The organism is Rhodococcus sp. 2G, from assembly GCF_001886355.1.
Taxonomy (GTDB): domain Bacteria; phylum Actinomycetota; class Actinomycetes; order Mycobacteriales; family Mycobacteriaceae; genus Rhodococcus; species Rhodococcus pyridinivorans.
On sequence record NZ_CP018063.1, the window covers coordinates 5,194,578 to 5,220,237 of the forward strand.

Consider the following 25,660-nt stretch of genomic DNA (forward strand, 5'->3'; position numbering starts at 1 on the left):
GCCTGGCCCGCCGGTGCTCCCGGTCGCCGCATCCGCTCGGTAATGTTGGCGGCCATGGATGCTGACGTGATCGTGGTGGGGGCGGGACTCGCGGGGCTCGTGGCGGTCGGTGAACTGATCGACGCCGGTCGCAAGGTTCTGCTGGTCGATCAGGAGAACTCGAACAACATTGGTGGGCAGGCCTTCTGGTCGTTCGGCGGGTTGTTCTTCGTCGACAGTCCCGAACAGCGACGACTCGGGATCAAGGATTCCTACGAACTCGCCTTGCAGGACTGGATGGGGACCGCCGGCTTCGACCGCGAGATCGAGGACCGCTGGCCGCGGCGCTGGGCCCAGGCCTATGTCGAGTTCGCCGCGGGGGAGAAGCACGCCTGGCTCAAGCAGCGCGGGCTGAAGATCTTCCCGATGGTCAACTGGGCCGAACGCGGCGGATACGACGCTGCAGGGCACGGCAACTCGGTCCCGCGATTCCACATCACCTGGGGTACCGGTCCGGGCCTCGTCGAGATCTTCGAGCGCAAGCTCCGCGAAGGCGTCGAACGCGGTCTCGTCACGCTGAAGCACCGCCACAGGGTCGACGAACTCGTCGTCACCGACGGCGCCGCCACCGGTGTGCGCGGAGCGATCCTCGAGCCCGCCGACGCGGCGCGCGGCGTGGCGTCCTCCCGCACCGTCGTCGGGGACTTCGAGTTCTCCGCCGGAGCCGTCATCGTCACCTCCGGCGGTATCGGCGGCAACTACGACCTCGTGAAGAAGAACTGGCCGAAGCGGATGGGGGAGCCGCCGAAGCACATGCTCAGCGGTGTGCCCGCGCACGTCGACGGCCGGATGCTCGAGATCACCGAGAAGGCCGGCGGGAACATCGTCAACCGCGACCGCATGTGGCACTACACCGAGGGCATCACCAACTACGACCCGGTGTGGCCCGATCACGGCATCCGCATCCTGCCCGGCCCGTCGTCGCTGTGGCTCGACGCCACCGGCAAGCGGTTGCCGGTGCCGTTGTTCCCCGGCTTCGACACGCTCGGCACCCTCGAGTACATCGTGAGCACGGGTTACGACCACACCTGGTTCGTGCTCGACCAGAAGATCATCGAGAAGGAGTTCGGGCTCTCCGGCTCCGAGCAGAATCCCGACCTGACCGGGCGCAGCCTCCGCCTGCTGCTGCAGCGGGTCAGATCGGGTGCCCCCGGACCCGTCGAGGCCTTCAAGGAGCGCGGTGTCGACTTCGTCGTCCGCGACACGCTCGCCGATCTCGTGGCGGGCATGAACGAACTCACCCCGGAGGCGCCGCTCGACTACGAGCAGGTGCGTTCGGTGGTCGAGGCCCGCGACCGCGAGATGGACAACAAGTACACAAAAGACCTGCAGGTCGCGGCGGTGCGCTCGGCGCGGGCCTACGCACCCGACCGCGTCGTCCGCATCGCGGCGCCGCACCGGATCCTCGACCCCAAGGCCGGACCCCTCATCGCGGTCAAGTTGCACCTGCTCACCCGCAAGACGCTCGGCGGGCTCGAGACCGACCTGTCGTCGCGCGTGCTGCGGTCGGACGGGTCGGTCTTCGACGGCCTCTTCGCCGCCGGTGAGGTCGCCGGCTTCGGTGGTGGCGGCGTCCACGGCTACCGGTCGCTCGAGGGCACCTTCCTCGGCGGATGCATCTTCTCGGGCCGGGCGGCGGGTCGCGCCGCCGCCCGCTGAACCTTCCGTCGGCGTCGACTGGGACAGCAGAGCGCGAAACGGTCGTAGGAGTGCGAAACATCCCGCGCCGACGACCGTTTCGCGCTCCGCAGCGTCAGACCTCGACGCCGTCTTCGTGCGGCAGCACGCGGAATTCGGTGCCCTCCGGCGCCATCTCGCTGTACCGGCCGTAGAAGATGCCGCGACCGTTGTCGTTGACGATGCCCTGGTGGATCGGCACGGCGACCCGCGGGTTCACCGCGCGCAGGTAGTCGATCGCCTCCCAGATCTTGAGCCACGGCGCGGTCGACGGCAGGGCCAGCACGTCGACGCGCTCGTGCGGGATGTACAGCGAGTCGCCGGGGTGCAGCAGCCGCGACGGATTCTCGTCGTCGCCCACGAGGAAGGCCGTGTTGTCGATGACGGGCATGTCGGGGTGGATCACCGCGTGCCGTCCGCCGGTGCCGCGTACGGTCAGCGAACCCACCGAGAAGGCGTCGCCGGGACGCACCGCGGTCCAGTCGCCGTCGAGCAGGTTCGCCGACTGCGGGTCGGAGAACAACTGCGCTCCGGGGTTGGCCTCGAGGAGCGCGGGCAGCCGGGTGGTATCGGCGTGGTCGGGATGCTGGTGGGTCACGAGGATCGCGTCGAGTCCGGTGATGCCCTCGAACCCGTGGGAGAAATTTCCGGGGTCGAAAAGGAGCTTCGCGCCGAGGTGTTCGACGAGGATGCAGGAATGGCCGAAATGGGTCAGTTGCATGTCGTCGAGTATGCCGTCGGGAGGAGCCCGATGACCGACTCACGGACAGGAACTCCGCTTCGGCAGCTTCCTCACGCCGTCCGCTGCCGATCCGGCGGGCGTCGTCGACCTCGCCGTGGTGTCGGAGAGCGCCTGGACCGCATCGCAGCCCCGGCGAAGCGGTCGACGCACTGATCGAGGCGATCGAAGTGATCCGCGCTCTGTGGTCGGACGAGAAGGGCGCGGCCGGGATCGACGGCACGTACTACCGGCTGACCGGCGCGAAGCGGGGCCCGTTCCCCGCGCACGCTCTCGGCATCTGGCTCGGCGCCTACGGCAAGCGGATGCTCGACGTCACCGGCCGCTTCGCCGGCGGATGGCTGCCGAGTTCGTTCGCCGCCGGGCCCGAGAAGCTGGGGGAGATGAGCGCCCGCGTCGACGAGGGTGCGCACCGTGCCGGGCGTGATCCCGCCGCGATCCGCCGGCTCTACAACATCTCCGGCACCTTCGCGGAGACCGCGGACGGGTCGCGGTCCGACCTCGAACGTTTCGCCGGTGAGGTCGCGCCCCGCGTGCGCGAACTCGTTGCTGCCGAGCGGCGTTGAACGGGGGTGACGGGTCTCGCACGAGCGGGACCTCGGCCGATGCCCTTCCCGGTGGCCACGGCCGGTAAACTGCTGGATGTCCGGTGTCCGTCCCCGGGCGCCAGTACTACTACCGAGGAGCAGCACGTGGCGCGTGTCGTCGTCGAAGTCATGCCCAAAGCCGAGATTCTCGACCCCCAGGGTCAGGCCATCACCGGGGCGCTGTCGCGGCTGGGCTTCGCGGGCGTGACCGGCGTCCGTCAGGGTAAGCGTTTCGAGCTCGAGGTCGATGGCAGCGTCGGCGACGAGGAGCTCGAGAAGATCGCCGAGTCGTTGCTCGCCAACACGGTGATCGAGGACTGGGCCATCCGGCGGATCGACGGTGACGCATGAGCGCACGCATCGGAGTCATCACCTTCCCGGGCACGCTCGACGACGTCGACGCCTCCCGCGCGGTGAAGCTCGCCGGTGGTGAGGCCGTGAGCCTGTGGCACGGGGACGCCGATCTCAAGGGGGTCGACGCGGTGATCGTGCCCGGCGGCTTCTCCTACGGCGACTACCTGCGCTGCGGTGCCATCGCACGGTTCGCACCGGTGATGGGCAAGGTCGTCGAGGCCGCGCAGAAGGGCATGCCCGTCCTCGGCATCTGCAACGGCTTCCAGGTGCTGTGCGAGGCGGGTCTGCTGCCCGGCGCGCTCACCCGCAACGCCGGTCTGCACTTCGTCTGCCGCGACGAGTGGCTGAAGGTCGAGTCGAACACCACCGCGTGGACCTCGCGCTACGAGGCCGGCGCCGAGATCCTCATCCCGCTCAAGTCGGGTGAGGGCCGCTACCAGGCATCGGAGAAGGTGCTCGACGAGCTCGAGGGTGAAGGTCGCGTGGTGTTCCGCTTCGCGGGCGACAACCCGAACGGTTCGCAGCGCGGCATCGCCGGCATCTCGTCGGCGAACGGCCGGGTCGTCGGTCTCATGCCGCACCCCGAGCACGCCACCGAGGCGCTCACCGGCCCCAGCGATGACGGACTCGGCATGTTCTACAGCGTGCTGGACGCGGTCGTCAACGCGTGACCGCCTGACCGGAATTTTCCGGCGAAGCCCCCATCGACCCTCCCGGGTCGTGGGGGCGTCGCTCGTTCCGGCGGGCTCGAGGAATCCTTCGAACCGAAGTTCCGGAACAGGAGAGACGGAACGAGGGACCCCGCCACCGTCCCGATCGGCTGCGGAATCCCTCGTCCCTACAACCCGGAGCTCGACCCCCCGATCAAGTCCCGGGCGCGATGTCGTCGTCATCCCCCATGCGCGACATCGCGGATCAGTCTGCCGGAGCCGAATCGTCCTGTCCTGAGTAGGACTACCCAAATCGGGCCTGTCCGTCGACGGGCGTTGCGTGTCGGTCCCCGGCGGTACCGTCGCGCCATGACAGCGACCATTGCGATGATCACCTTCGACACGACCGATCCGGCTCCGATCGCGAGATGGTGGGCCGAGCGTACGGGCGGCCGCATCGAGCAGGAGAACGACGGCTGGTTCTTCATCGTCGCCCTGCCACAGGGCATCAGGCTGGGCTTCCAGAAGGTGTCCGATCCGACACCCGGGAAGAACCGCGTGCACCTCGATCTCGCCGCCCCCGACCTCGACGCCGAGGTCGAGCGCTTCGTGCAGGCCGGCGCGAAGGAGGTCCACCGTGAGGACATGGGCGACGACTTCCGCTGGGTGACGCTCGCCGACCCCGAGGGCAACCTGTTCTGCGTCGCCGAGGGGCACTGACACTCGGTACGAGGAGAGCGGGCCGGCGCTTTCGGTCGGCGCTCCCGCTGTCCGTGATGCGAAGATGCAGTCATGTCTTCCACGCGTGCCGATGCTCGGGGTCTCTGTAATTTCGTCGACCTGTCGCCGTCGCCGTTCCACGTCTGCGCCACCGTCGCCGCGGCGCTGACCGAGGCGGGCTTCGTCGAACTGCACGAGCAGCAGGCCTGGCCCTCCGAACCGGGACGCTTCTTCCTGATACGCGGCGGGTCGCTGATCGCATGGAGCACCGAGGGTGTCGCCGACGATCCGGCCGCACCCTTCCGCATCGTCGGCGGGCACACCGACAGCCCCAACCTGCGCGTCAAGCAGCATCCCGACCTCACATCGGCGGGCTGGCGGATGGTGGGACTCGAACCGTACGGCGGTGCGTGGCTCAACTCGTGGCTCGACCGCGACCTCGGCATCTCCGGCCGCTTCACCGTGCGCGCGGCGGAGACGACCGAGGACGTCCTCGTCCGAGTCGACGCGCCGGTCCTGCGTGTCCCGCAGCTCGCCATCCACCTGTCCGAGGACCGCAAGGGCGTCCAGCTCGACCCGCAGCGCCACGTCAACGGCGTCTGGGGAGTCGGCACCGAACCGCGCTCGTTCATCGCGTGGGTCGCCGAGCAGCACGGAATCGACCCGGGCGCGGTGCTCGGCTGGGAACTGATGACCCACGACCTCGCACCGAGCGCGGTCGTCGGGCCGGGCGGCGACCTGGTCAGCGCACCGCGTCTCGACAACCAGGGCACCTGCTACGCCGGACTGCACGCCCTTCTCGCCGCCGTGGCACACGTCGCAGCGCACGGTGGCCCGATGCCGCTCCTCGCCCTGTTCGACCACGAGGAGGTCGGCAGCATGTCCGACCGCGGCGCCTTCTCGGAACTGCTCGACACCGTCCTCGAACGGATCGTCCTGCTCCGGGGTGGCGGCCGGGAGGAGTTCCTCCGCGCCCGCGCCGGCTCGATCGTCGCGTCCGGCGACATGGCGCACGCCACGCACCCCAACTACCCCGAGCGGCACGAACCCGCCCACCGCATCGCGGTCAACGGCGGACCGGTCCTGAAGGTGAACCAGAACCTGCGCTACGCGAGCGACGCGACCGGCGCCGGAGCCTTCGCGCTGGCCTGCGAGCAGGCGGGGGTCCCGCTGCAGCGGTACGTGCACCGCGCCGACCTGCCGTGCGGCTCGACGATCGGCCCGATCACCGCGTCGAGGACCGGCATCACGACCGTCGACGTCGGCGCCCCGCAGCTCGCCATGCACTCGGCGCGCGAGTTCATGGGCGCGGACGACGTGGCCAGCTATGCGCAGGCCCTGACCGCTTTCCTGACCCCGGCATCGTGACCGCGTTCGCCCGCCCCGAAGCACCCGCCGGTGACACACTGAAGACGGTCGTGTCCGGTCGGAGAGAACGGGGGAATGCAGTGGACGTCCCGTCCTACCCCGATCATCTGCTGTCCCTCGACGAGTGGGCGGCCCTGCCCGAATCCGACGGGCACCATGTGGAGGTGTGCGAGGGCGTGCTCCTCGCCGCGCCCGCGCCGGGGGCGGCGCACGATCATGCCGCGGTGACCCTGGCGTTGCTCCTCGACGAGAAGCTGCCCGACGAATGGTGCGCGCTCGGAGGCGTCGAGGTGCTGGTCGCGGAGAAGCCGCTGACGGTGCGGTGCCCCGACGTGATCGTCGTGGGACGCTCCCTCGTCGACGCCGATCCCGATCGGGCGCCGATCTCCGAGGTGAAGCTGGTCGTGGAGGTCACCGTCGACGGCACGGCCCGCACCGACCGCGTCACGAAGTTCTCCGAATACGCGGAGGCCGGCGTCCCGCAGTACTGGATCGTCGATCTCGGCGGACCGCCGGTGATCGCGACCTTCACGCTCGTCGACGGGTGGTACCGATTCGACGGGGAGCACTCGGGCACCGTCACCCTCGATGCGCTGGGCACCGAGGTGGCCGTCACACCGTCGGGGCTCGTGCCCGCACCGGTGAACCCCGTCGCGCCTGCACAACGATAGACTGATCCGCGGCAGTTCCCGCCCGGCCTGCCGTTTTCGATCCCAGAGTGAAGGGACCCGACGCCCAGTGTCACCGCACGTGGATACCGTCTCCCACGCCGCCGAAACCCCCGACGCCGCTCAGCCCTATCGGGAGCTGGGTCTGAAGGAAGACGAGTACACCCGGATCAAGGAGATCCTGGGCCGTCGCCCCACCGACGCCGAACTCGCCATGTACTCGGTGATGTGGTCCGAACACTGCTCGTACAAATCGTCGAAGGTGCACCTGCGCTACTTCGGCGAGACCACCACCGACGAGATGCGTGAGTCGATGCTCGCGGGCATCGGTGAGAACGCCGGCGTCGTCGACATCGGCGACGGCTGGGCCGTCACCTTCAAGGTCGAGTCGCACAACCACCCGTCCTACATCGAGCCGTACCAGGGCGCCGCGACCGGCGTGGGCGGCATCGTCCGCGACATCATGGCCATGGGCGCCCGCCCGATCGCCGTGATGGACCAGCTCCGCTTCGGCGCCGCCGATCACCCCGACACCCGTCGCGTCGTCGACGGTGTCGTGCGCGGTGTCGGCGGCTACGGCAACTCCCTGGGCCTGCCCAATGTCGGTGGCGAGACCGTCTTCGACGCCTCCTACCAAGGCAACCCGCTCGTGAACGCGCTGTGCGCGGGTGCGATGCGCGTGGAGGACCTGCACCTCGCCCACGCTTCCGGCACGGGCAACAAGGTCATCCTGTTCGGTGCCCGCACCGGCCTCGACGGCATCGGCGGCGTGTCCGTCCTCGCCTCCGAGACCTTCGACGACAGCGCCGGCGGCCGCCCCAAGAAGCTCCCGAGCGTGCAGGTGGGCGACCCCTTCACCGAGAAGGTGCTCATCGAGTGCTGCCTCGACCTCTACCGCGAGAAGCTCGTCGTCGGCATCCAGGACCTCGGCGGTGCCGGTCTGTCCTGCGCGACCTCCGAGCTCGCCGCCGCCGGCGACGGTGGCATGCACATCAACCTCGAGCGTGTCCCGACGCGCGCGAAGGGCATGACCCCGGCCGAGGTGCTGTCCTCGGAGTCGCAGGAACGCATGTGCGCGGTCGTCACGCCCGACAACGTCGACGCCTTCATGGACGTCTGCAAGAAGTGGGACGTCCTGGCCACCGTCATCGGTGAGGTCACCGACGGCGACCGACTCGTCATCGACTGGCACGGCGAGACCGTCGTCGACGTGCCGCCGCGCACGGTCGCGCACGAGGGCCCGGTCTACGAGCGCCCCGTCGAGCGCCCGGCCTCGCAGGACGAGCTGATCGCGAACACCACCGCCGGCCTGAAGCGTCCGGAGACCGCCGACGAGCTGCGCGAGACGCTGCTGAAGATGCTCGCGTCGCCGGCGCTGTGCAGCCGCAAGTGGATCACCGAGCAGTACGACCGCTACGTGCGCGGCAACACGGTGCTCGCCGAGAACGCCGACGCCGGTGTGGTCCGCATCGACGAGGAGACCGGCCGCGGCATCGCGCTCGCGACCGACGCTTCGGGCCGCTACACGCAGCTCGATCCGTACACGGGCGCCCAGCTCGCCCTCGCCGAGGCCTACCGCAACGTCGCCGTCACCGGTTCGACGCCGAAGGCCGTCTCGAACTGCCTGAACTTCGGTTCGCCCGAGGACCCCGGCGTGATGTGGCAGTTCCAGCAGGCCGTGCGCGGCCTCGCGGACGGCTGCGCGAAGCTCGGCATCCCCGTCACCGGTGGCAACGTCAGCTTCTACAACCAGACCGGCGCCACCGCGATCCTGCCGACCCCGGTCGTCGCGGTGCTCGGTGTGATCGACGATGTGCACCGTCGCATCCCCACCGGCGTCGGCCTCGAGCCGGGCGAGACGCTGATCCTGCTCGGCGAGACCCGCGACGAGTTCGACGGCTCCATCTGGGCGCAGGTCGAACACGACCACCTCGGTGGTGTCCCGCCGAAGGTCGATCTCGACCGTGAGCGGCTGCTGTCGGAGATCCTCACCGCCGGTTCGCGCGACGGCCTGATCTCCGCCGCACACGACCTGTCCGAGGGTGGTCTCGCGCAGGCCGTCGTCGAGGCCGCACTCGCGGGCGAGACCGGCTGCCGCGTGCTGCTCCCCGAGGGCGCCGATCCGTTCGTGACGTTGTTCTCCGAATCGGCCGGCCGCGTGCTCGTGGCCGTGCCGCGCACCGAGGAATCGCGCTTCACGGGCATGTGCACCGCACGCAACATGCCGTGGGTGCGCATCGGCGTCGTCGACGAGGGATCCGACTCCGTCGAGATCCAGGGCCTGTTCTCGATCCCCATGACCGAGCTGCGCGAGGTGTGGGAAGGGACCCTGCCTGCCCTGTTCGGGTAACCGTGCCGGCCACCCAGGTCGATCGACTGGCGGCGTTCGAGGCCCGGCAGGGCCGGATCATCGCCGCGGTCACCGACTTCGGTGAGCGCCACCCCCTCACCGCGCGGGTGTGGGGGTGGCTCGGCCTGGACTTCACGGGCGTCGCCTTCGCCGCGCTGTTCTTCTGCTGGTCGCTGACGCCGTCGCTGCTTCCGCGCGACTGGCTCTTCCAGGGCCTGATCGGCGGCATCAACGCCACGATCGGGTACGGCGTCGGATGCGTCGTCGGCTGGCCCGTGGCCCGCTTCCTGCTCCCCGCGTGGCGATGGTGGCCGCCGCCGCTGCCTGTGCTGCGTGCCATCAAGGTCGCGGTTCCGGTCGCGGCCGTTCTCGCGTCGCTCGTCGCGCTCGTGCTCTCCGCCGGCGAGCAACGCCAGCTCGCCGCCCTGATGGGTGTCGAGGGCACCACGACCTCGGGATATCTGCGCACCATCGTGCTGAGCGTCGCGGTCGCTGCCGCCCTCATCGCTCTGTGGCGCGGGTTGCGCGACATCGTCCGCTGGGTGTCGATGCTGCTCATGCGCCGTACCCGGATGCCGCTCGGTCTCGCCCGCACGCTCGGCGTTCTCGTCGTCGTGCTGGCGACCTTCATGCTCATCGACGGCGTGCTCGTCCGAGGCTCCTACGCGATCGTCAATCAGGCGTTCGGCCTGGAGGACGACACCACTCGTCCCGGGGCGATCCAACCGGTCGACCCCGCAAAGTCCGGCAGTCCCGAGTCCCTCGCGGCCTGGGAGACGCTCGGATTCGAGGGGCGCAACTTCGTCTCGCGAGGACTCGACGCCGAGGAACTGACCGCCGTCAACGGCAGTCCCGCACCGGAACCGATCCGCGTGTACGTCGGTCTCGACACCGCACCCACCCCGGAAGAACGCATCGACCTCGTCCTCGCGGAACTCGAGCGGACCGGTGCCTTCGACCGCTCGACGCTCGTCCTGATCCCCACCACCGGCACCGGCTGGGTCAATCCCACCGCGGCCCGCGCGATGGAGCTCGTGCACAACGGCGACCTGGCGATGGTGGCCTGGCAGTACTCCTACCTCCCGAGCTGGATCTCCTTCCTCGCCGACCGTGAGAAGGCTGCGGCCGCAGGCAAGATGCTGATCGAGCGGGTACACGAACGCTGGTCGCAGCTGCCCGAGGACGACCGCCCCGATCTGTTCCTCTACGGCGAGAGCCTCGGCACGCAGTCGGGGGAGGGTGCCTTCGACAGCCTCGCCGAGATCCGCGCCCAGATGGACGGGGTGTTGTGGGTGGGCCCGCCCAACTCCAACCGTCTGTGGCGGCAGCTCGTCGAGCGCCGCGATCCCGGCACGACCGAGGTGCAACCGGTGTACGCGGACGGTCTCGTCGTGCGCTTCGCAGACAGCCGGGAGGCGATCCACGAGCCCGACACACCGTGGCTGTCGCCGCGCGTGCTCTACATCCAGCACGCCTCGGATCCCGTCGTCTGGTGGTCGCCGGACCTGTTGTTCTCCCGCCCCGACTGGCTGTCGGAGCCGCCCGGACGCGACCGGCTGCCGCAGATGCGGTGGTTCCCCTTCGTCACCTTCTGGCAGGTCTCCGCAGACCTCACCAACGCTGCCGGCGTCCCCGACGGACACGGCCACAACTACGGGTCGGCGGTGCTCGAGGGATGGATCGAGATCACCCAGCCCGAGGGCTGGACCGAGAACGACACCGAGCGGGTGCGCATCGCCCTCGAGGCGTTCGCGGAGGACGACGGGCCCGAGAAATGACACCGCGAGCCGCTGCAGTGACCGGCACCGCCGTGAGCTGCACCGCTGCGGGATGTGCCGCCGCGCTGGTCGCGTGGAACAACCTCGTCCTCCCGGCGATGGATCTCGGTCCGCGCGGCCGGGCCGCAGCGAACGCCGGATTCGGTGTCGCGCTCGCCGCGGCGACCCGCGCGGCCGGGGTCTCCGCAACCGAGCTCGGCTGGCGCGGGGCAGGGAAGGGCCTGCGGTGGGGGACCGCGTCGGTGGTCCTGCCCGTCGCGGCCTACACGGTGATGCTCGCCGTCCCACCCGTACGACGGCGGATGGCCGCCGGAGCGCGACGCGCCGACCACACCGAGTGGGTCTTCGTGCACATCCCCTTCGGGACGGTCCTGGCCGAGGAGCTGCTGTTCCGATCGGTTCTGTACGCACTGACCCGCCGCGAGTCACGGAGGTGGCACCGGGTGCTGACCTCGGTAGCCTTCGGGCTCTGGCACGTCGCCCCCGCCCGGCACGCCGGGGACTCGGTGCCCGGAACCGTCGCGCTCACCGCCCTGAGCGGGGTGGTGTTCGACGAACTGCGACGACGGACCGGCAGCGTCGTCGCGCCGATGCTCCTGCACCTGGCGATCAACGCCGGCGGGGCCGTCGCCGTGGGCATCGCGACGAGGCTGCGTACTTCCGAGCGCGACGCGCGTCGCTAGGGTGTGCTGCCATGGCACCCCGGAGACCCGTCGACCCCGCCGAACTGCGCGCAGCTCTCGAACGGGTGGGTCCGTGGATGAGGGGGGAGAGCGACGAGAAACCGCCGCGCTCCGATCTCGCCGCCGCTGTGCGGCTCAGTGCCCGCAGCCTCGAGCAGATAGCCCCTGGGTCGAGTGTGGAGGTTAGGGTGCCGCCTTTCGTGGCCGTCCAGTGCATCGAAGGCCCGCGTCACACGCGGGGGACACCACCGAACGTCGTCGAGACCGATCCGCGGACGTGGCTGCGTCTGGTGGTCGGCAGCATCGATTTCGCCGGGGCCGTGGACTCGGGTGCGGTGGAGGCGTCGGGTGGGCGCGCAGCGGAGATCGGACGGCTGCTCCCGATCGCCCGACTCTGACGTTTGCCGGGGTTCACGCCGGGCGTCCGGGAAGAAGCACCCCGCGCTGCCCGTAGAATGGGGGGAGCCCCGCTTGTCCAGCCTCAGGGAGCACGTCAGTGACCAGTGCCGATCTGTCGGTCCACACACGTAATCTTCTCGCCTCCACCGAACCCGAGAACGAACCCCGCGAAGAGTGCGGAGTGTTCGGAGTGTGGGCTCCCGGCGAGGACGTGTCGAAGCTCACTTACTACGGTCTCTATGCGCTGCAGCACCGAGGGCAGGAAGCTGCGGGCATCGCCGTGGCCGACGGTTCGCAGGTGCTCGTGTTCAAGGATCTCGGTCTCGTCAGCCAGGTCTTCGACGAGCAGACGCTCGCCGCGATGACCGGCCACATCGCCATCGGCCACTGCCGTTATTCCACAACCGGGTCGACGACCTGGGAGAACGCGCAGCCGATCTTCCGCACCACCGCCGCCGGCTCGGGCGTCGCGCTCGGCCACAACGGCAACCTCGTCAACACCGCCGAACTCGCCGAACGCGGACGTCGTCTCGGCGTGCTCGATCCCACACGGCCCGGTGCGGCGAACTCCGACTCCGACACCGTCGGTGCGTTGCTCGCTCACGGCGCGAAGGACAGCACGATCGAAGAGGCCGCGATGAAGCTGCTCCCGCAGCTGCGCGGCGCGTTCTGCCTGACCTTCATGGACGAGCACACCCTCTACGCGGCCCGCGACCCCTGGGGTATCCGCCCGCTGTGCCTCGGACGCCTCGACCGCGGCTGGGTCGTCGCCAGCGAGACCGCCGCCCTCGACATCGTCGGTGCCTCCTTCGTTCGCGACATCGAGCCCGGCGAACTGCTCGCGATCGACGCGGACGGTGTGCGCTCGTCGCGCTTCGCGAACCCCGAACCCAAGGGCTGCGTCTTCGAGTACGTCTACCTCGCGCGCCCCGACTCGACCATCGCCGGTCGCTCCGTCCACGCGACCCGCGTGGAGATCGGCCGCCGGCTCGCGAAGGAACACCCGATCGACGGCGATCTGGTCATCCCGGTACCCGAGTCGGGCACCCCGGCCGCCGTCGGTTACGCGCAGGGCTCGGGGATCCCGTACGGCCAGGGCCTGATGAAGAACGCCTACGTCGGCCGCACCTTCATCCAGCCCAGCCAGACCATCCGCCAGCTCGGTATCCGGCTCAAGCTCAACCCGTTGCGCGAGGTGATCCGCGGTAAGCGCCTCGTCGTCGTCGACGACTCGATCGTGCGTGGCAACACCCAGCGCGCCCTGATCCGCATGCTGCGCGAGGCCGGTGCTCTCGAGATCCACGTGCGCATCGCCTCGCCGCCGGTCAAGTGGCCCTGCTTCTACGGCATCGACTTCGCGTCGCCGGCCGAGCTGATCGCCAACGGTGCAGGTACCCGCGACACCGTCGAGGAGGGGCACGACTACGACGAGATGGTCGAGATGGTGCGCAGGTCGATCGGTGCCGACTCGCTCGGCTACATCTCGATCGACGGCATGATCGGCGCCACCGAGCAGCCCGCATCCCGTTTGTGCGCTGCATGTTTCGACGGCCACTACCCGATCGCCCTCCCCAGCGAACATCAGGCGGGCAAGGACGTCCTCGCCGGCGTCGTCGACACCGATTCGGCCACCCCGACCGTGTTGGACAACGACAACGCGGACGTTCTCAGTCGGCCGTAGAAGCTGGTCGGGTACCGTAAGTGCCGCGGTCGGCACGGTTCGGCGTGCGTTTCGCATGCCCGGACGCAGGTGTGCCTGCCCGTATGTAGCCAGATATTTCACGACAAGACACAACTCGAGGCTGGAGCCGACAACTCATGACCGAGGACGCAACCCCCGGAGCTTCCTACGCCGCGGCGGGCGTGGACATCGAGGCCGGTGACCGAGCCGTCGAACTGTTCGCCCCGCACGCGAAGAGGGCCACCCGCCCGGAGGTCATGGGCGGCCTGGGTGGGTTCGCCGGTCTGTTCGCGCTCAAGGACGGATACAAGGAGCCGCTGCTCGCGGCGTCCACCGACGGTGTCGGCACCAAGCTCGCGGTGGCGCAGGCACTCGACAAGCACGACACGGTCGGTCTCGACCTCGTCGCCATGGTCGTCGACGACCTTGTGGTCTGCGGCGCCGAGCCGCTCTTCCTGCAGGACTACATCGCCGTCGGCCGCGTGGTGCCCGAGCGGGTCGCGGAGATCGTCGCCGGCATCGCCGAGGGCTGCGTCCAGGCCGGCTGCGCGCTGCTCGGTGGCGAGACCGCCGAGCACCCGGGCGTCATGGCGGCCGACGACTACGACCTGTCCGCGACCGGCGTGGGTGTCGTCGAGGCCCAGAAGCTGCTCGGACCCGACCGCGTGCGCCCCGGCGACGTCGTCATCGCGATGGGCGCCTCGGGTCTGCACTCGAACGGCTACTCGCTCGCCCGCAAAGTGCTGCTCGACATCGGCAAGATGAGCCTGACGGCGCACGTCGACGAGTTCGGTCGCACCCTCGGCGAGGAGCTGCTCGAGCCCACCCGTATCTACGCCAAGGACTGCCTCGCGCTCGCCGCCGAGACCGAGGTGCGTACCTTCTGCCACGTCACCGGTGGTGGTCTCGCCGCGAACCTCGCGCGCGTGATGCCCAAGGGGCTCGTCGCAGAGCTCGACCGCACCACCTGGAGCCCGGCTCCGGTCTTCGGCCTCATCGCGCAGCGCGGACGGGTCGAGCGGGTCGAGATGGAGAAGACCTTCAACATGGGCGTCGGCATGGTGGCCATCGTGGCCCCCGAGGACGTCGACCGGGCTCTGGCGGTGCTCACCGCCCGGCACATCGACTGCTGGACGCTCGGCACGGTCCGCAAGGCGCAGGACGGCGCCGACGAGCGCGCGGTGCTGCTCGGAGACCACCCGCGCTTCTGACGGGCGCGCGTCGTCCGACGCGAACACGACGAAAGGCCGGTTCCCCCAGGATGAATGGGGGAACCGGCCTTTCGGCTACTGCCGTGTTGTGAACTCGGAAGTCACAGGCTCGAAGGCTGCGGACGGTGACGAGCGCCGTCCGGCCTCGCGTCGAACGCCGACCACACCACCGACGGAGGGGGAGCCGAAAGTCGGCCTCCCCCTCCGTCGGAGAGTGATATCAGGTCAGCGACGCCAGTCGTCGTCGTAGTCGTCGTCCCAACCGGAACGTTGCTCGGCGAAGACTTCGTCCCGCTGCGAGTTGGTTGCTCCGCCAGACAGCTCTCGCTGGAGGCTCTCGAAGTCGGTGGACGGCGAGCTGTACTTGAGTTGCCGTGCAACCTTGGTCTGCTTTGCCTTAGCCCGGCCGCGGCCCATGGCCAACCCCCTCGCGCTTTGACGGGGCGGCCTGGGGAAAAGTGGCGGCCCCGGTGTGTTGAGTATTTTCCTGACGCCCACTTTAGCGTGGAAACTTCGGTTGCGCCTCCACACACCCGGCTGGGCCGGTGTCCGTTACGCCTCATAACGACCCGACCTGCATGAATGCTGTTGAAATGTGATAGAGATGCCCTTCAGAACACCCCCGGGACGGCCCGGACGGTGCCGACTCGCACGCCACCACCGAAGACCGGTGCCGACGAGAGCATCGCCAGCCGTTCGGAATCGAAGGTCGCGGCGTTCGCGGCGGCACCCGCTCCGAGGCGGTGGAGCAGGGCCGCGGTGAGCGGGAGGCGTGCCCGCTCGTGCCCGTCGTCGATCTTGAAGGCGAAAGATGTGCCGTCCGGCAGCGCGCCGGCGTGGATCCCGTCGGCGCCCGCCTTGCACAGCAGACCGCCCACCGCGCGCATGAGCTTCAGATCGTCCTTGCCGGTGCCGGAGATCAGGAACGGATGCTCGCGCACCGCGTCGGCGACGGCGCGCTCGGGCGTGCCGGCCTCCGCCGTCGCGAGCCGCGAGTAGGCGCGGGCGAGATTGAACAGGGGGACGGGCACGATCGGCAGACCACAGCCGTCGATTCCGAGATCGGTGTCCTCGATGTCGCCGGTCAGTTCGAGGATCGTCTCGGTCACCAGCTGCTGCAGCGGGTGGCCGGCGTCGGTGTAGCCGTCGGTGTCCCAGCCGTTCGCCGCGCACGCCGCGAGCATCGCCGCGTGCTTGCCCGAGCAGTTCATGTAGATCGACCGCGGCGTGCGTCCGGCGGCGAGCACCTCGGCGCGGGTGAGTTCGTTGCCGGGCAGATCCGTCGGGCAGCGCAGGTCCTTCTCGGTGAAACCGGCACCGGACAGGATCCGCTCGACGGCCTCCACGTGGTCGGCCTCACCTTCGTGCGACGCCGTGGCGATCGCGAGTTCGGCGGAGTCGCGGGGGACGAAGCCGGCGCGCAGCAGCGCGACCGCCTGCATCGGCTTGTTCGACGACCGCGGATAGATCGGCGTGTGCACCTCGCCGAGCGAGACGAGGACCTCGCCGTCCGGGTCCAAAACGATCAGCGAGCCGCGGTGGATGCACTCCCGGAAGCCCGAGCGCACCACCTCGACCAGTTCGACGCTCAACGACTCTCTCCCTTCCGTGCCCGCCCCTCCTGTGTTCGTCCGACGAGGCGGCGGGCCTTGTCGGCGACGCTGGGAGCGATGTCGGCCTGCTGCTCGAGCATCGCGGCGACCCGCTCGTGGCCCTGCCCGGTGAACAGATCGCGCACCGTGGCCGCGTGGGAGGGGACGTGCTCGACGACGATGCGGTCGCCCGCGGCCACCGGTCCCTCGGAGATCACCTTCAGGTACGCGCCGCAATCGCCGCGAGCGACGAACCGGGTGGCCCAGTCGCCTTCCTCCGAACGGATCGCGAAGGTGCGGCAAGGGGTACGGGGGCCGGTCACCTCGAGGAGTAGACCGCCGTCGCCGACGCGCCACCGCTCGCCGATGACGGCGTCGGTGGGGGAGAACCCGGCGACGTGCAGATTCTCGCCGAACCAGCCGATGGGCAGTTCCCGGTCGAGTTCGGTGCCCCAGCGGCGCGACTCGTCCTGAGAGAAGGCGTAGACGGCCTTGTGGACGCCGCCGTGGTTGGCGGTGTCGCACTGGCGGTCGCCGGTCACGCCGAGCTCGCCGACGTGCACCGGCCCGTCGACGGGACGCTTGTCGATCGCGGTGACGGGATTACGCCGCAGTCCGGTCTCGTGCAGCGTGTGCACGACGCAGACCGCTGCGACGGTCCCCGAGGTCGCCGGCCGCGTGCCGGCCGTCTCGGCGGTCACCGGCCGCGCAATCGGTCGACCGCCGCCCTTCCTGCCTGGATGCCGTCGTCGGGAGGGATGGAGTCGGGGTCGATGGACGCCGCGCACGGTCCTGCGACGAGGGCCGTGTCGGGCGTGATGGTGCGCTTGACGAGCGCGAGCGCGATCGGCCCGAGTTCGTGATGGTCGACGATCGTGCCGATGCGTCCGACCGCGCGACCTCCGGCGGTGATGTCGTCGCCCGTCTCGGGTCGTCCGTCGGCCGAGCCGTCGAGATGGAGAAGGACGAGATGTCGCGGGGGCTTGCCGAGGTTGTGGACCCGCGCGACGGTCTCCTGACCGCGGTAGCAGCCCTTGTCGAGGTGGACGGCGCCGTACTGCTCGGGTCCGCCGATCCAGCGGGTCTCGTGGGGGATGGTGCGCTCGTCGGTGTCGACACCGATCCGGGGACGGACCGCTTCGACGCGCAGGGCCTCGAACGCCCAGCTGCCGGCCGGACGCGCGCCGGCGTCCCGCAGGGCGGTGAAGATCGCGGTGAGCGACTCGCGTGGCACCAGGAGGTCGAAGGAGTGCTCGGTGGGCCACGGCATGCGGCGGACGAAGCCACCGGCGGGCAGGGCGACGGCGGCATAGGGTTCGGCCGGCAGCGCGTCGATACCGAGCACGGCGAGCACGGCGGGGCTGCCGGCGTCCGGCCCGAGGAGGCTCAGGACCGCGAGTTCGTTGCCGTCGCGGGGTTCTGCCTTCGCCCAGAACACCATCTTCTTCAGGAAGGCCAGCAGGTCGGGTCCGCGGTCGGCTTCGGTGTCGATCCACGTCACGCCGTCGAGGTCGGTCTGCACGAAGTGGTGTTCGACGCGGCCGTTCGCGTCGAGGCTCAGGTTCTCGGCGGAGGTGCCGTTCGGGAGCGACGCGATGTGCTGGCTGGAAATGGTGTGCAGCCAGCTCAGGCGTTCGTCGCCCGGAACAGCGAGGACGAAGCGGGTGGAACGGTCGACCACGGCGGCGGACGTGGCGGCGGCACGTTGCTCGCCGAGCGGGTCGCCGTAATGCCAGGGAAGTCCGGCATCGGGCCCGCCGGAAGGCGAGGCGACTGCGCCGGGAAGTGCGAGAAGGGCGCTTTCGGACACGATCGGAGACTCGGTCACGACACCAGTCTATGGGGAACCGGCCGACAGGTCTGCCAGTGGCTAGGCTGAGCGCCATGGCTGAGCGGGTGCTGGTGACGCTGGACGGCGAGGTGAGGGATGCGGACGCACCCCTTCTGCACGCCGACGATTTCGGTGTTCTTCGTGGCGACGGGGTGTTCGAGACGTTGCTCGTGCGAGGCGGCCGGGCGCGTGCGCTCGAACTGCATCTCGCCCGGCTCGCGGCGTCCGCGGCCGCCGCACAGTTGCCCGAACCCGATCGCGACGACTGGCGGCTCGCCGTCGACGTGGCACTCGAACAGTGGGGCGCCGAGCAGGAGGGCGTGCTGCGCCTGGTCTACACGCGTGGTCGTGAGGGTGCCGACACGCCGACGGCCTTCCTGCTCGTGACGCCGGTGGCCGAGCGTGTCGGCATCGCACGGCGCGACGGCGTGTCCGTGGTGACCCTCGAACGGGGTTTTTCGACCGATCTGGCGCAGAAGGCGCCGTGGCAGCTCCTCGGTGCCAAGACGCTGTCGTACGCGACGAACATGGCGGCACTGCGTCACGCCGAGTCGGTCGGCGCCGACGACGTGATCTTCGTCAGTGCCGAGGGCTACGTGCTCGAAGGTCCGCGGTCGACGGTGCTCGTCGCGCGTGGCCGGACATTGCTCACTCCGCCGCCGGAGCAGGGGATCCTCCCCGGCACCACGCAGCAGGCTCTGTTCGACCTGGCGGGGGAGCGGGACTTCACGGTCCGGTACGAGCCGCTGCGCCCGGCGGATCTCGTCGTCGCCGACGGTCTCTGGCTGATCTCCAGCGTGGCGCTCGCGGTGCGGGTGCACACCCTCAACGGGCACGCGCTGGTCTCGCGGGTCCAGGAGGGTGAGATCGAAGGCCTCGTCGACGAGGCGGTCGACGCCGCTTCGTGAGCGAATCGGTCGATACAGCTTCCTGAGTGGCGGCGGGTGTGCCCCCGCGGGTGATCCGTATCCGATGTGACGTGAGTCCGATGTGTCGGGCGACACGAACCTGTCCCACTTCGCGCAATCGCTACTACATTCGGTAGTAGCACGACCGGAGCAGTACTACCGGCGTGTCTTCGCGAACGAGAACCGCAGCGTCGGCCCCGCTCTGGATCTCCGTATCGACCGGGCCTCACTCGGAGTGGCAATGGACGTCTTGGATCTGTCCCGGTGGCAGTTCGGGATCACGACGGTGTATCACTTCATCCTCGTGCCGTTGACGATCGGCCTCGCGCCGCTCGTCGCGATCATGCAGACGATGTGGGTGGTCACCGGCAAGGATCACTGGTACCGCCTCACGAAGTTCTTCGGGAAGATGTTCCTGATCAACTTCGCGCTCGGTGTCGCGACCGGCATCGTGCAGGAATTCCAGTTCGGCATGAACTGGAGCGAGTACTCCCGCTTCGTCGGCGACGTCTTCGGCGCACCCCTCGCCCTCGAAGGTCTCGTCGCCTTCTTCATGGAGTCGACCTTCCTCGGCCTGTGGATCTTCGGCTGGACGCGCCTGCCGAAACTCGTGCACCTCGCGACCATCTGGCTCGTCGCGATCGGCGTGAACGCCTCCGCCTTCTTCATCATCGCGGCGAACTCGTTCATGCAGCATCCCGTCGGGGCCACCTACAACCCCGAGACCGGCCGCGCCGAGCTGACGAGCATCTGGGAACTGCTCACCAACAACACCGCGCTCGCAGCCTTCCCCCACGCGGTCGCCGGCGGATTCCTCACCGCCGCAACCTTCGTCGCCGGCATCGGTGGCTGGTGGATGGTCCGCAACATGCGACGCGCCGCCGAGATCCGCACCTCGGAACCCGAGGAGGCCCAGCGCCTCGAGAACGACGCCCGCGGACTGTTCCGCCCCGCGACCCGCCTCGGCCTGATGGTCATGATCATCTCGGGCATCGGGTTGTTCGTCACCGGTGACGTCCAGGCCAAGCTCATGTTCGAGCAGCAACCGATGAAGATGGCCTCGGCCGAGTCGCTGTGCCACACCGAGACCGACCCCAACTTCTCGATCCTCACGATCGGCACGCACAACGACTGCGACGGCGTGATCCACGTCCTCGACGTGCCCTACGTGCTGTCCTTCCTCGCGCAGGGCGAGTTCAGCGGCGTGACCCTCCAGGGCGTCGAGGACCTGCAGGCGCAGTACGAACAGCAATTCGGCCCCGGCAACTACAAGCCCAACCTGTTCGTCACCTACTGGTCGTTCCGCGCGATGATCGGCCTCGCCGCCGGTTCCGCGGCCCTGGCCCTGGCCGGGCTGTGGGTCACCCGCGGCGGCCGGGTGCCCGACCAGAGGTGGTTCTCGACGCTGTCGCTCGTCGCGATCCCCACGCCCTTCCTCGCCAACAGTGCGGGCTGGATCTTCACCGAGATGGGCCGGCAGCCCTGGGTGGTGCATCCGAATCCCACGGGCGTGGACATGATCCGGCTCACCGTCGACCAGGGTGTCTCCGATCACGCGGCAGGAACGGTGCTCACCTCGCTGATCGCCTTCACCCTCGTCTACGCAGCGCTCGGCGTGGTGTGGTTCTGGCTCATCCGCAAGTACGCGATGGAAGGCCCGCAGGAGCACGACGCGCAACCGCCGGGCTCCGACGACGACACCGACGACACGCAGCCGAAACAGCTGTCCTTCGCGTACTAGGAGTGGGCGGACATGGGACTTCAGGAAATCTGGTTCATTCTCATCGCAGTATTGTTCACCGGCTACTTCGTCCTCGAGGGGTTCGACTTCGGTGTGGGCATGCACTTCCCGGTGCTCGGCCGCGGTAGGACCGTCGAGGCGGACACCCGGCGCCGGGTGCTGCTCAACACGATCGGTCCGGTCTGGGACGGCAACGAGGTCTGGCTCATCACCGCGGGTGGTGCGCTGTTCGCGGCGTTCCCCGAGTGGTACGCGACCCTCTTCTCGGGCTTCTATCTCCCGCTGCTGCTGATCCTGCTCGCCCTGATCGTGCGGGTGTGCGCCATCGAGTGGCGCGGCAAGGTCGACGATCCGACCTGGCGTCGCCGCTGCGACTGGGGGATCATCTTCGGCTCGTGGGTGCCCGCCGTGCTGTGGGGTGTGGCGTTCGCGAATATCGTGCGCGGCGTGGCGATCGACGCCGACAAGCAGTACGTCGGCGGATTCTTCGACCTGCTGAACCCGTACGCCCTGCTCGGCGGTGCGACGACGGCGCTGGTCTTCGCGCTGCACGGCGCGGTGTTCATCGCGCTCAAGACCGAGGGACAGGTCCGGACGGATGCCGTGGCGCTGTCGCGGAAGCTGGCCGTGCCCGCCGTCCTCGTGGCCGGTGCGTTCGTGGTGTGGACCCAGCTCGCCTACGGCAAGGGCTGGACGATCGCGCTCGTCGCCGTGGCGGCGATCTCCCTGCTCGCGGTGGTCGCGCTGACCATCGTCGCGCGTGAGGGCTGGGCGTTCGTGTTCACCACCGTCGCGATCGCCGCGACCTCGGTGTTGCTGTTCGCGTCGCTGTTCCCGAACGTCATGCCGTCGACCCTCGACCCGTCCTGGTCGCTGACGATCGAGAACGCGTCGTCGAGCCCGTACACACTGAAGGTCATGACGTGGGCCGCAGCGTTCATGACCCCGGTCGTCCTCGCCTACCAGGGCTGGACGTACTGGGTGTTCCGTCAGCGTCTGTCGACCGACCACATCCCGCACTCGATCGGTCTGAAGATCGGCTCGAAGTGAGCATGACGCAGTCCGCAGCCCCCGCCGACGCGCCCGCGCGTCGGCGGGGGCCGGTGGACCCGCGGTTGTGGCGCTACTCGGCCGCAGCCCGCGGATATCTCGTCCTGACCGTGGTCACCTCGGTGGTCGATGTCGTGATGGTCGTCGTCACCGCACTCATGATCGGACGGGTCCTCGCGGGCGTCATCACCACCGACGCCCGGTCCGTCGGCGACTGGACGACCGAACTGGCGATCCTCGCGGTGGCGATCGTCGTGCGGGTCGCGGTGACGTGGCTGCAGTCGCGGTACGCGCACCGGTCCGCGACCCGCGTGGTCGCCGAACTCGAACACGAGGTCCTCGATTCCGCGGCGAATCTGCCCCCGCGCGAACTCGACCCGCGACGCGACGAGATCGCGGTGGTTCTCACCCGCGGACTCGACGGGCTGAAGGAATATCTCACCGGCTATCTGCCGGCGCTGCTGCTGGCCGTGATCCTCACCCCGGTGACGATCGTCGTGATCGCCCTGCACGACCTCACCTCGGCGGTCATCGTCGTGATCACGCTGCCGCTCATCCCGATCTTCATGATCCTCATCGGCCTGCTCACCAAAGGCAAGGCCGACCGCACCCTGCGCGCGATGACGACGCTGTCGTCACAACTGCTCGACCTCCTCGCGGGTCTTCCCACACTGCGCGCCCTCGGTCGTGAGAAGGGGCCCGCCGATCGCGTGCGCGAACTCGGCGACGAGCATCGCGCGACTACGATGTCGGCCCTGCGCGTGGCCTTCCTGTCCGGCACGGTCCTCGAATTCCTCGCGACGCTGTCCGTCGCCCTCGTCGCCGTGAGCATCGGTATGCGCCTCGTCTACGGATCCATGCCCCTCGAAGCCGGCATCATCGCGTTGATCCTCGCGCCGGAGGCCTACCTCCCGCTGCGCACCGTCGGCAGCAAGTTCCACGCCGCCGAGGACGGGATGGCGGCGGCCGACAAGGCATTCGCCGTGCTCGACTCGGTGCCGGACGCAGCCTCCTCTCGCCGCGCCTCCTCGCGTCGCACCTCCACGGGCACGATCGGCACCGACCGGGTCGCGAACTGCGAGATCGTCTTCGACGGCGTCTCCGTGCCCGGCCGCGACGGTTGCGCCCCGCACCGGCTCGACGCGATCTGCCGTCCCGGCCGGATCACCGCGTTCACCGGCGCCAACGGGGCCGGCAAGTCCACCGCCCTGCTGGCGCTGCTCGGGCTCGCCGAGCCGAGCGAGGGGACCGTCACCGTCGACGGACGTCCCGTCGCGGGCGACGAGAACTGGTGGTCGCAGATGGCGTGGCTTCCGCAGCGGCCGGTGCTGCTGCCCGGCACGCTCGCCGACAATCTGCGACTCACCGGTGTCGACCCGGAGGCCACCGAACTCGACGACGTCTGCGCCGCCACCGGCTTCGACAGCGTGCTCGCCGAACTCCCGGACGGCTGGCGGACCCCCGTGGGGGCCGGCGGCACGGGCCTGTCGCTCGGCCAACGTCAGCGACTGGCGCTCACCCGCACCCTCGCCTCCCCGCGCCCGGTCCTGCTGCTCGACGAACCCACGGCCCACCTCGACGAGGACACCGAGGCCACCGTCCTGTCCACGCTGCGCGGGCTCGCCGCGGCCGGCCGCACCGTGGTGGTCGTGGCGCATCGCCCCACCCTGCTCGCCATCGCGGACGAGGTCGTCACCGTCCACGCAGCACCGACGGAGGTGTCCCGGTGAAGGATCTGCGCCGGGCGATGGCCCTGCTCGAGCTCGAGCCGCGCCGAGTGCTGCTCGCCGTCCTCGCCGGTGTCGCGACCCTCGGCAGTGCCCTGCTGCTCGCCGGTCTCTCGGCGTGGCTGATCGTGCGGGCATGGGAGATGCCGCCCGTCCTGGACCTGACCGTCGCGGTCGTCGCGGTGCGGGCGCTGGGAATCTCCCGCGGGTTGTTCCGCTACTTCGAACGACTCGCAACGCACGAGACCGCGCTGCGCGGCACCACCTCGGCCCGCGCGAATCTCTACCGGCGACTCGCGGACGGCGACCCGGCCGCCGCCCTGGGCGTGGGACGCGGCGACCTGCTCGCGCGAACCGGTGCCGACGTCGACGCTCTCGGCGACGTCGTGGTGCGCGCACTCGTGCCCATCGCCGTCGCGGCCGTGCTCTCCCTCGCGGCGGTCGTGACCCTCACCGTCATCACTCCCGCTGCCGGCGTGGTCCTCGCCGCGGCGCTGCTCGTTGCCGGACTGTTCGCACCGTGGCTGTCCGCCCGCGCCGCGGCCCGTGCGGACGCCGATGCGAACGCCGCACGGACCCGGTTCACCGAGGACGCGGTCACGGTGCTGGACCACGCGGCGGAACTGCGGGTCGCGGGACGGCTCGACACGCTCACCCGGCGGGCCCGCGCCGCGAACGTCGCCTCCATCCGTGCCACCGACCGTTCCGCGGTCCCCGCGGCGTTCGCCGACGCGGCCGCACCCCTCGCGGTCGGCGCGAGTGTGCTCGGTGCGCTCCTCGTCGGTATCGCCGTCTTCGGCTCCGGCCCGGCGGCCATGAGCCCGACGACACTCGGCATCCTCGTCCTGCTGCCGCTGTCGGCGTTCGAGGCCACCGCCGTCCTCCCGGCAGCCGCGCAGACCCTCAACCGCGCACGCCTGGCGGCCGGTCGCATCACGGAGATGCTCGACCGCGCCGACAGGACGGTGCCGCACGGCATCGAACCGGCCGACGGACCCGGCCGGCTACGTGCGGTGGGTCTGCGAGGCGGATGGCCCGGCGGACCGTCCACGGAACCGGTCGACCTCGACCTGAGGCCGGGCTGTCGCGTCGCGATCGTGGGCGGCAGCGGCAGCGGCAAGACCACCGTGCTCATGACGCTCGCGGGTCTGCTCGCCCCACGCGGAGGCGCAGTGACGCTCGACGGTGTCGACCTCGCGGACATCGATCCCGCGGCCCTGCGCCGCAAGATCGGCTTCTTCGCGGAGGACGCCCACCTGTTCGACACGTCGATCCTCGAGAACCTGCGTGTCGCGCGGGGCGACGTGGACGAGGACGAGGCACTGGCCGCCCTCGGCGCCGTGGGGCTGGGGGAGTGGGTGGACGGACTCCCGCAGGGAGTCCACACCGTCCTGGGGGCCGGAGCCCGCACGGTCTCCGGTGGGCAGCGCCGTCGCCTCCTGCTGGCCCGGGCTCTGCTGTCGCCCGCACGGATCCTGCTGCTCGACGAACCCACGGAACATCTCGACGACGAGAGCGCCGACCTGATGCAGCGGCTCCTCCTGGACCGCGACGCACGCTTGGTCGGCCCCGAGCGCACCGTCGTGGTGGTCACCCACCGCCTGCCCGCGGATACCGCCGCCGACCTGGTCGTTCGCGTCGAGAAAAATGCGTTGCCCGCCTCGTGAACGAAGCGTAGTTTCGCTGGTACACGAGGAAGGAGGTGGTCTGGAAGTGATTGATATTCGGACGCGTGAGGTGGCTACCCGCTAGCTGCTCGAGACGACGGAATTCACCGACCGCGCGCGGCTGGCGAATCCCAGGTAGTCACCCGGCCCCCGAGCTCCCGGTCCGTCCGATCGGGACCGCCGGTCCACGGAGCGATCCGTGCGGCGGTGCGGCTCGGGGGCTGTTCGCATTCGTGCAAA

The 25,660-nt window shown here is 69.7% G+C and carries 23 protein-coding genes; 18 read left to right on the top strand and 5 right to left on the bottom strand.

The genetic code is table 11. The annotated features are described in order from the left end of the window. The first annotated feature begins 54 nt into the window (after positions 1 to 54). A complete protein-coding gene (locus BO226_RS24670) occupies positions 55 to 1,698 on the top strand; it encodes an FAD-binding dehydrogenase (protein WP_064852802.1) in 1,644 nt (547 codons plus the stop codon). Positions 1,699 to 1,792: 94 nt separating this feature from the next. Here BO226_RS24670 and BO226_RS24675 read toward each other — a convergent pair whose 3' ends face one another. Beyond that, positions 1,793 to 2,437, bottom strand: coding sequence for an MBL fold metallo-hydrolase (locus tag BO226_RS24675; protein ID WP_064852801.1), 645 nt, complete (start codon positions 2,435 to 2,437; stop codon positions 1,793 to 1,795). 188 nt (positions 2,438 to 2,625) lie between these two features. On the opposite strand from BO226_RS24675, the gene BO226_RS24680 reads away from it, so the two are divergent. The 12 genes from BO226_RS24680 to purM all read left to right on the top strand — a co-directional run bounded on the left by BO226_RS24680 (position 2,626) and on the right by purM (position 14,904). Then, complete coding sequence (locus BO226_RS24680; protein WP_006551825.1) at positions 2,626 to 3,021, top strand: LLM class flavin-dependent oxidoreductase; 396 nt, start codon at positions 2,626 to 2,628, stop codon at positions 3,019 to 3,021. A gap of 126 nt (positions 3,022 to 3,147) precedes the next feature. Next, a complete protein-coding gene (gene purS / locus BO226_RS24685) occupies positions 3,148 to 3,393 on the top strand; it encodes a phosphoribosylformylglycinamidine synthase subunit PurS (RefSeq protein WP_071936293.1) in 246 nt (81 codons plus the stop codon). Beyond that, on the top strand, positions 3,390 to 4,067 hold the full coding sequence (purQ, locus tag BO226_RS24690) for a phosphoribosylformylglycinamidine synthase subunit PurQ (protein ID WP_006551823.1): 678 nt from the start codon (positions 3,390 to 3,392) through the stop codon (positions 4,065 to 4,067). Before purS ends, purQ begins: the two co-directional genes overlap by 4 nt. A 348-nt stretch (positions 4,068 to 4,415) precedes the next feature. Then, the gene (locus tag BO226_RS24695) at positions 4,416 to 4,766 is read left to right on the top strand and encodes a VOC family protein (protein WP_024103006.1); all 351 of its coding nucleotides are present in this window, start codon (positions 4,416 to 4,418) and stop codon (positions 4,764 to 4,766) included. A gap of 72 nt (positions 4,767 to 4,838) precedes the next feature. After that, positions 4,839 to 6,134 carry a M18 family aminopeptidase gene (locus BO226_RS24700; RefSeq protein ID WP_071936294.1) on the top strand — a complete coding sequence of 432 codons (1,296 nt, stop codon included), beginning with the start codon at positions 4,839 to 4,841 and terminating at the stop codon, positions 6,132 to 6,134. Positions 6,135 to 6,214: 80 nt separating this feature from the next. Further along, entirely contained in the window at positions 6,215 to 6,805 is a 591-nt protein-coding gene (locus tag BO226_RS24705) for a Uma2 family endonuclease (RefSeq protein ID WP_024103008.1), read from the top strand. A gap of 67 nt (positions 6,806 to 6,872) precedes the next feature. Beyond that, the gene (gene purL / locus BO226_RS24710) at positions 6,873 to 9,152 is read left to right on the top strand and encodes a phosphoribosylformylglycinamidine synthase subunit PurL (protein WP_024103009.1); all 2,280 of its coding nucleotides are present in this window, start codon (positions 6,873 to 6,875) and stop codon (positions 9,150 to 9,152) included. A gap of 2 nt (positions 9,153 to 9,154) precedes the next feature. After that, the gene (locus tag BO226_RS24715) at positions 9,155 to 10,930 is read left to right on the top strand and encodes an alpha/beta hydrolase (RefSeq protein WP_006551818.1); all 1,776 of its coding nucleotides are present in this window, start codon (positions 9,155 to 9,157) and stop codon (positions 10,928 to 10,930) included. Further along, the gene (locus BO226_RS24720) at positions 10,927 to 11,613 is read left to right on the top strand and encodes a CPBP family intramembrane glutamic endopeptidase (RefSeq protein WP_071936295.1); all 687 of its coding nucleotides are present in this window, start codon (positions 10,927 to 10,929) and stop codon (positions 11,611 to 11,613) included. The genes BO226_RS24715 and BO226_RS24720 overlap by 4 nt, the downstream gene beginning before the upstream one ends. A gap of 11 nt (positions 11,614 to 11,624) precedes the next feature. Beyond that, the gene (locus BO226_RS24725) at positions 11,625 to 12,011 is read left to right on the top strand and encodes a sterol carrier family protein (RefSeq protein WP_024103011.1); all 387 of its coding nucleotides are present in this window, start codon (positions 11,625 to 11,627) and stop codon (positions 12,009 to 12,011) included. A 98-nt stretch (positions 12,012 to 12,109) separates the two neighbouring features. Then, the gene (gene purF / locus BO226_RS24730) at positions 12,110 to 13,693 is read left to right on the top strand and encodes an amidophosphoribosyltransferase (RefSeq protein WP_006551815.1); all 1,584 of its coding nucleotides are present in this window, start codon (positions 12,110 to 12,112) and stop codon (positions 13,691 to 13,693) included. Positions 13,694 to 13,830: 137 nt separating this feature from the next. After that, complete coding sequence (purM, locus tag BO226_RS24735) at positions 13,831 to 14,904, top strand: phosphoribosylformylglycinamidine cyclo-ligase (RefSeq protein ID WP_006551814.1); 1,074 nt, start codon at positions 13,831 to 13,833, stop codon at positions 14,902 to 14,904. Between the two features lie 225 nt (positions 14,905 to 15,129). On the opposite strand, the gene BO226_RS24740 is transcribed toward purM, so the two are convergent. The 4 genes from BO226_RS24740 to ygfZ all read right to left on the bottom strand — a co-directional run bounded on the left by BO226_RS24740 (position 15,130) and on the right by ygfZ (position 18,324). Then, positions 15,130 to 15,321 (bottom strand): DUF3073 domain-containing protein, encoded by a 192-nt coding sequence (locus tag BO226_RS24740; protein WP_006551813.1) that lies wholly within the window; start codon positions 15,319 to 15,321, stop codon positions 15,130 to 15,132. A 194-nt stretch (positions 15,322 to 15,515) separates the two neighbouring features. After that, on the bottom strand, positions 15,516 to 16,496 hold the full coding sequence (locus tag BO226_RS24745; protein WP_071936296.1) for an asparaginase: 981 nt from the start codon (positions 16,494 to 16,496) through the stop codon (positions 15,516 to 15,518). Further along, a complete protein-coding gene (locus BO226_RS24750; protein ID WP_071936297.1) occupies positions 16,493 to 17,197 on the bottom strand; it encodes an MOSC domain-containing protein in 705 nt (234 codons plus the stop codon). Before BO226_RS24750 ends, BO226_RS24745 begins: the two co-directional genes overlap by 4 nt. Continuing rightward, the gene (gene ygfZ, locus BO226_RS24755) at positions 17,194 to 18,324 is read right to left on the bottom strand and encodes a CAF17-like 4Fe-4S cluster assembly/insertion protein YgfZ (RefSeq protein ID WP_071936298.1); all 1,131 of its coding nucleotides are present in this window, start codon (positions 18,322 to 18,324) and stop codon (positions 17,194 to 17,196) included. Before ygfZ ends, BO226_RS24750 begins: the two co-directional genes overlap by 4 nt. A gap of 56 nt (positions 18,325 to 18,380) precedes the next feature. Between ygfZ and BO226_RS24760 the strand changes: the two genes are divergently transcribed. The 5 genes from BO226_RS24760 (at position 18,381) to cydC (ending at position 25,420) form a co-directional block, all read left to right on the top strand. Beyond that, positions 18,381 to 19,235: an aminodeoxychorismate lyase gene (locus BO226_RS24760; RefSeq protein WP_024103013.1), complete on the top strand. Its 855-nt coding sequence runs from the start codon at positions 18,381 to 18,383 to the stop codon at positions 19,233 to 19,235. Between the two features lie 241 nt (positions 19,236 to 19,476). Further along, entirely contained in the window at positions 19,477 to 20,976 is a 1,500-nt protein-coding gene (locus BO226_RS24765; protein WP_006551808.1) for a cytochrome ubiquinol oxidase subunit I, read from the top strand. Positions 20,977 to 20,988: 12 nt separating this feature from the next. Further along, positions 20,989 to 22,026 (top strand): cytochrome d ubiquinol oxidase subunit II, encoded by a 1,038-nt coding sequence (gene cydB / locus BO226_RS24770; RefSeq protein ID WP_071936299.1) that lies wholly within the window; start codon positions 20,989 to 20,991, stop codon positions 22,024 to 22,026. Between the two features lie 2 nt (positions 22,027 to 22,028). Continuing rightward, positions 22,029 to 23,756, top strand: a complete 1,728-nt coding sequence (gene cydD / locus BO226_RS24775) for a thiol reductant ABC exporter subunit CydD (protein WP_071936300.1) — start codon at positions 22,029 to 22,031, stop codon at positions 23,754 to 23,756. 17 nt (positions 23,757 to 23,773) lie between these two features. Beyond that, positions 23,774 to 25,420: a thiol reductant ABC exporter subunit CydC gene (gene cydC / locus BO226_RS24780; protein WP_198040678.1), complete on the top strand. Its 1,647-nt coding sequence runs from the start codon at positions 23,774 to 23,776 to the stop codon at positions 25,418 to 25,420. Positions 25,421 to 25,660 lie beyond the last annotated feature (240 nt).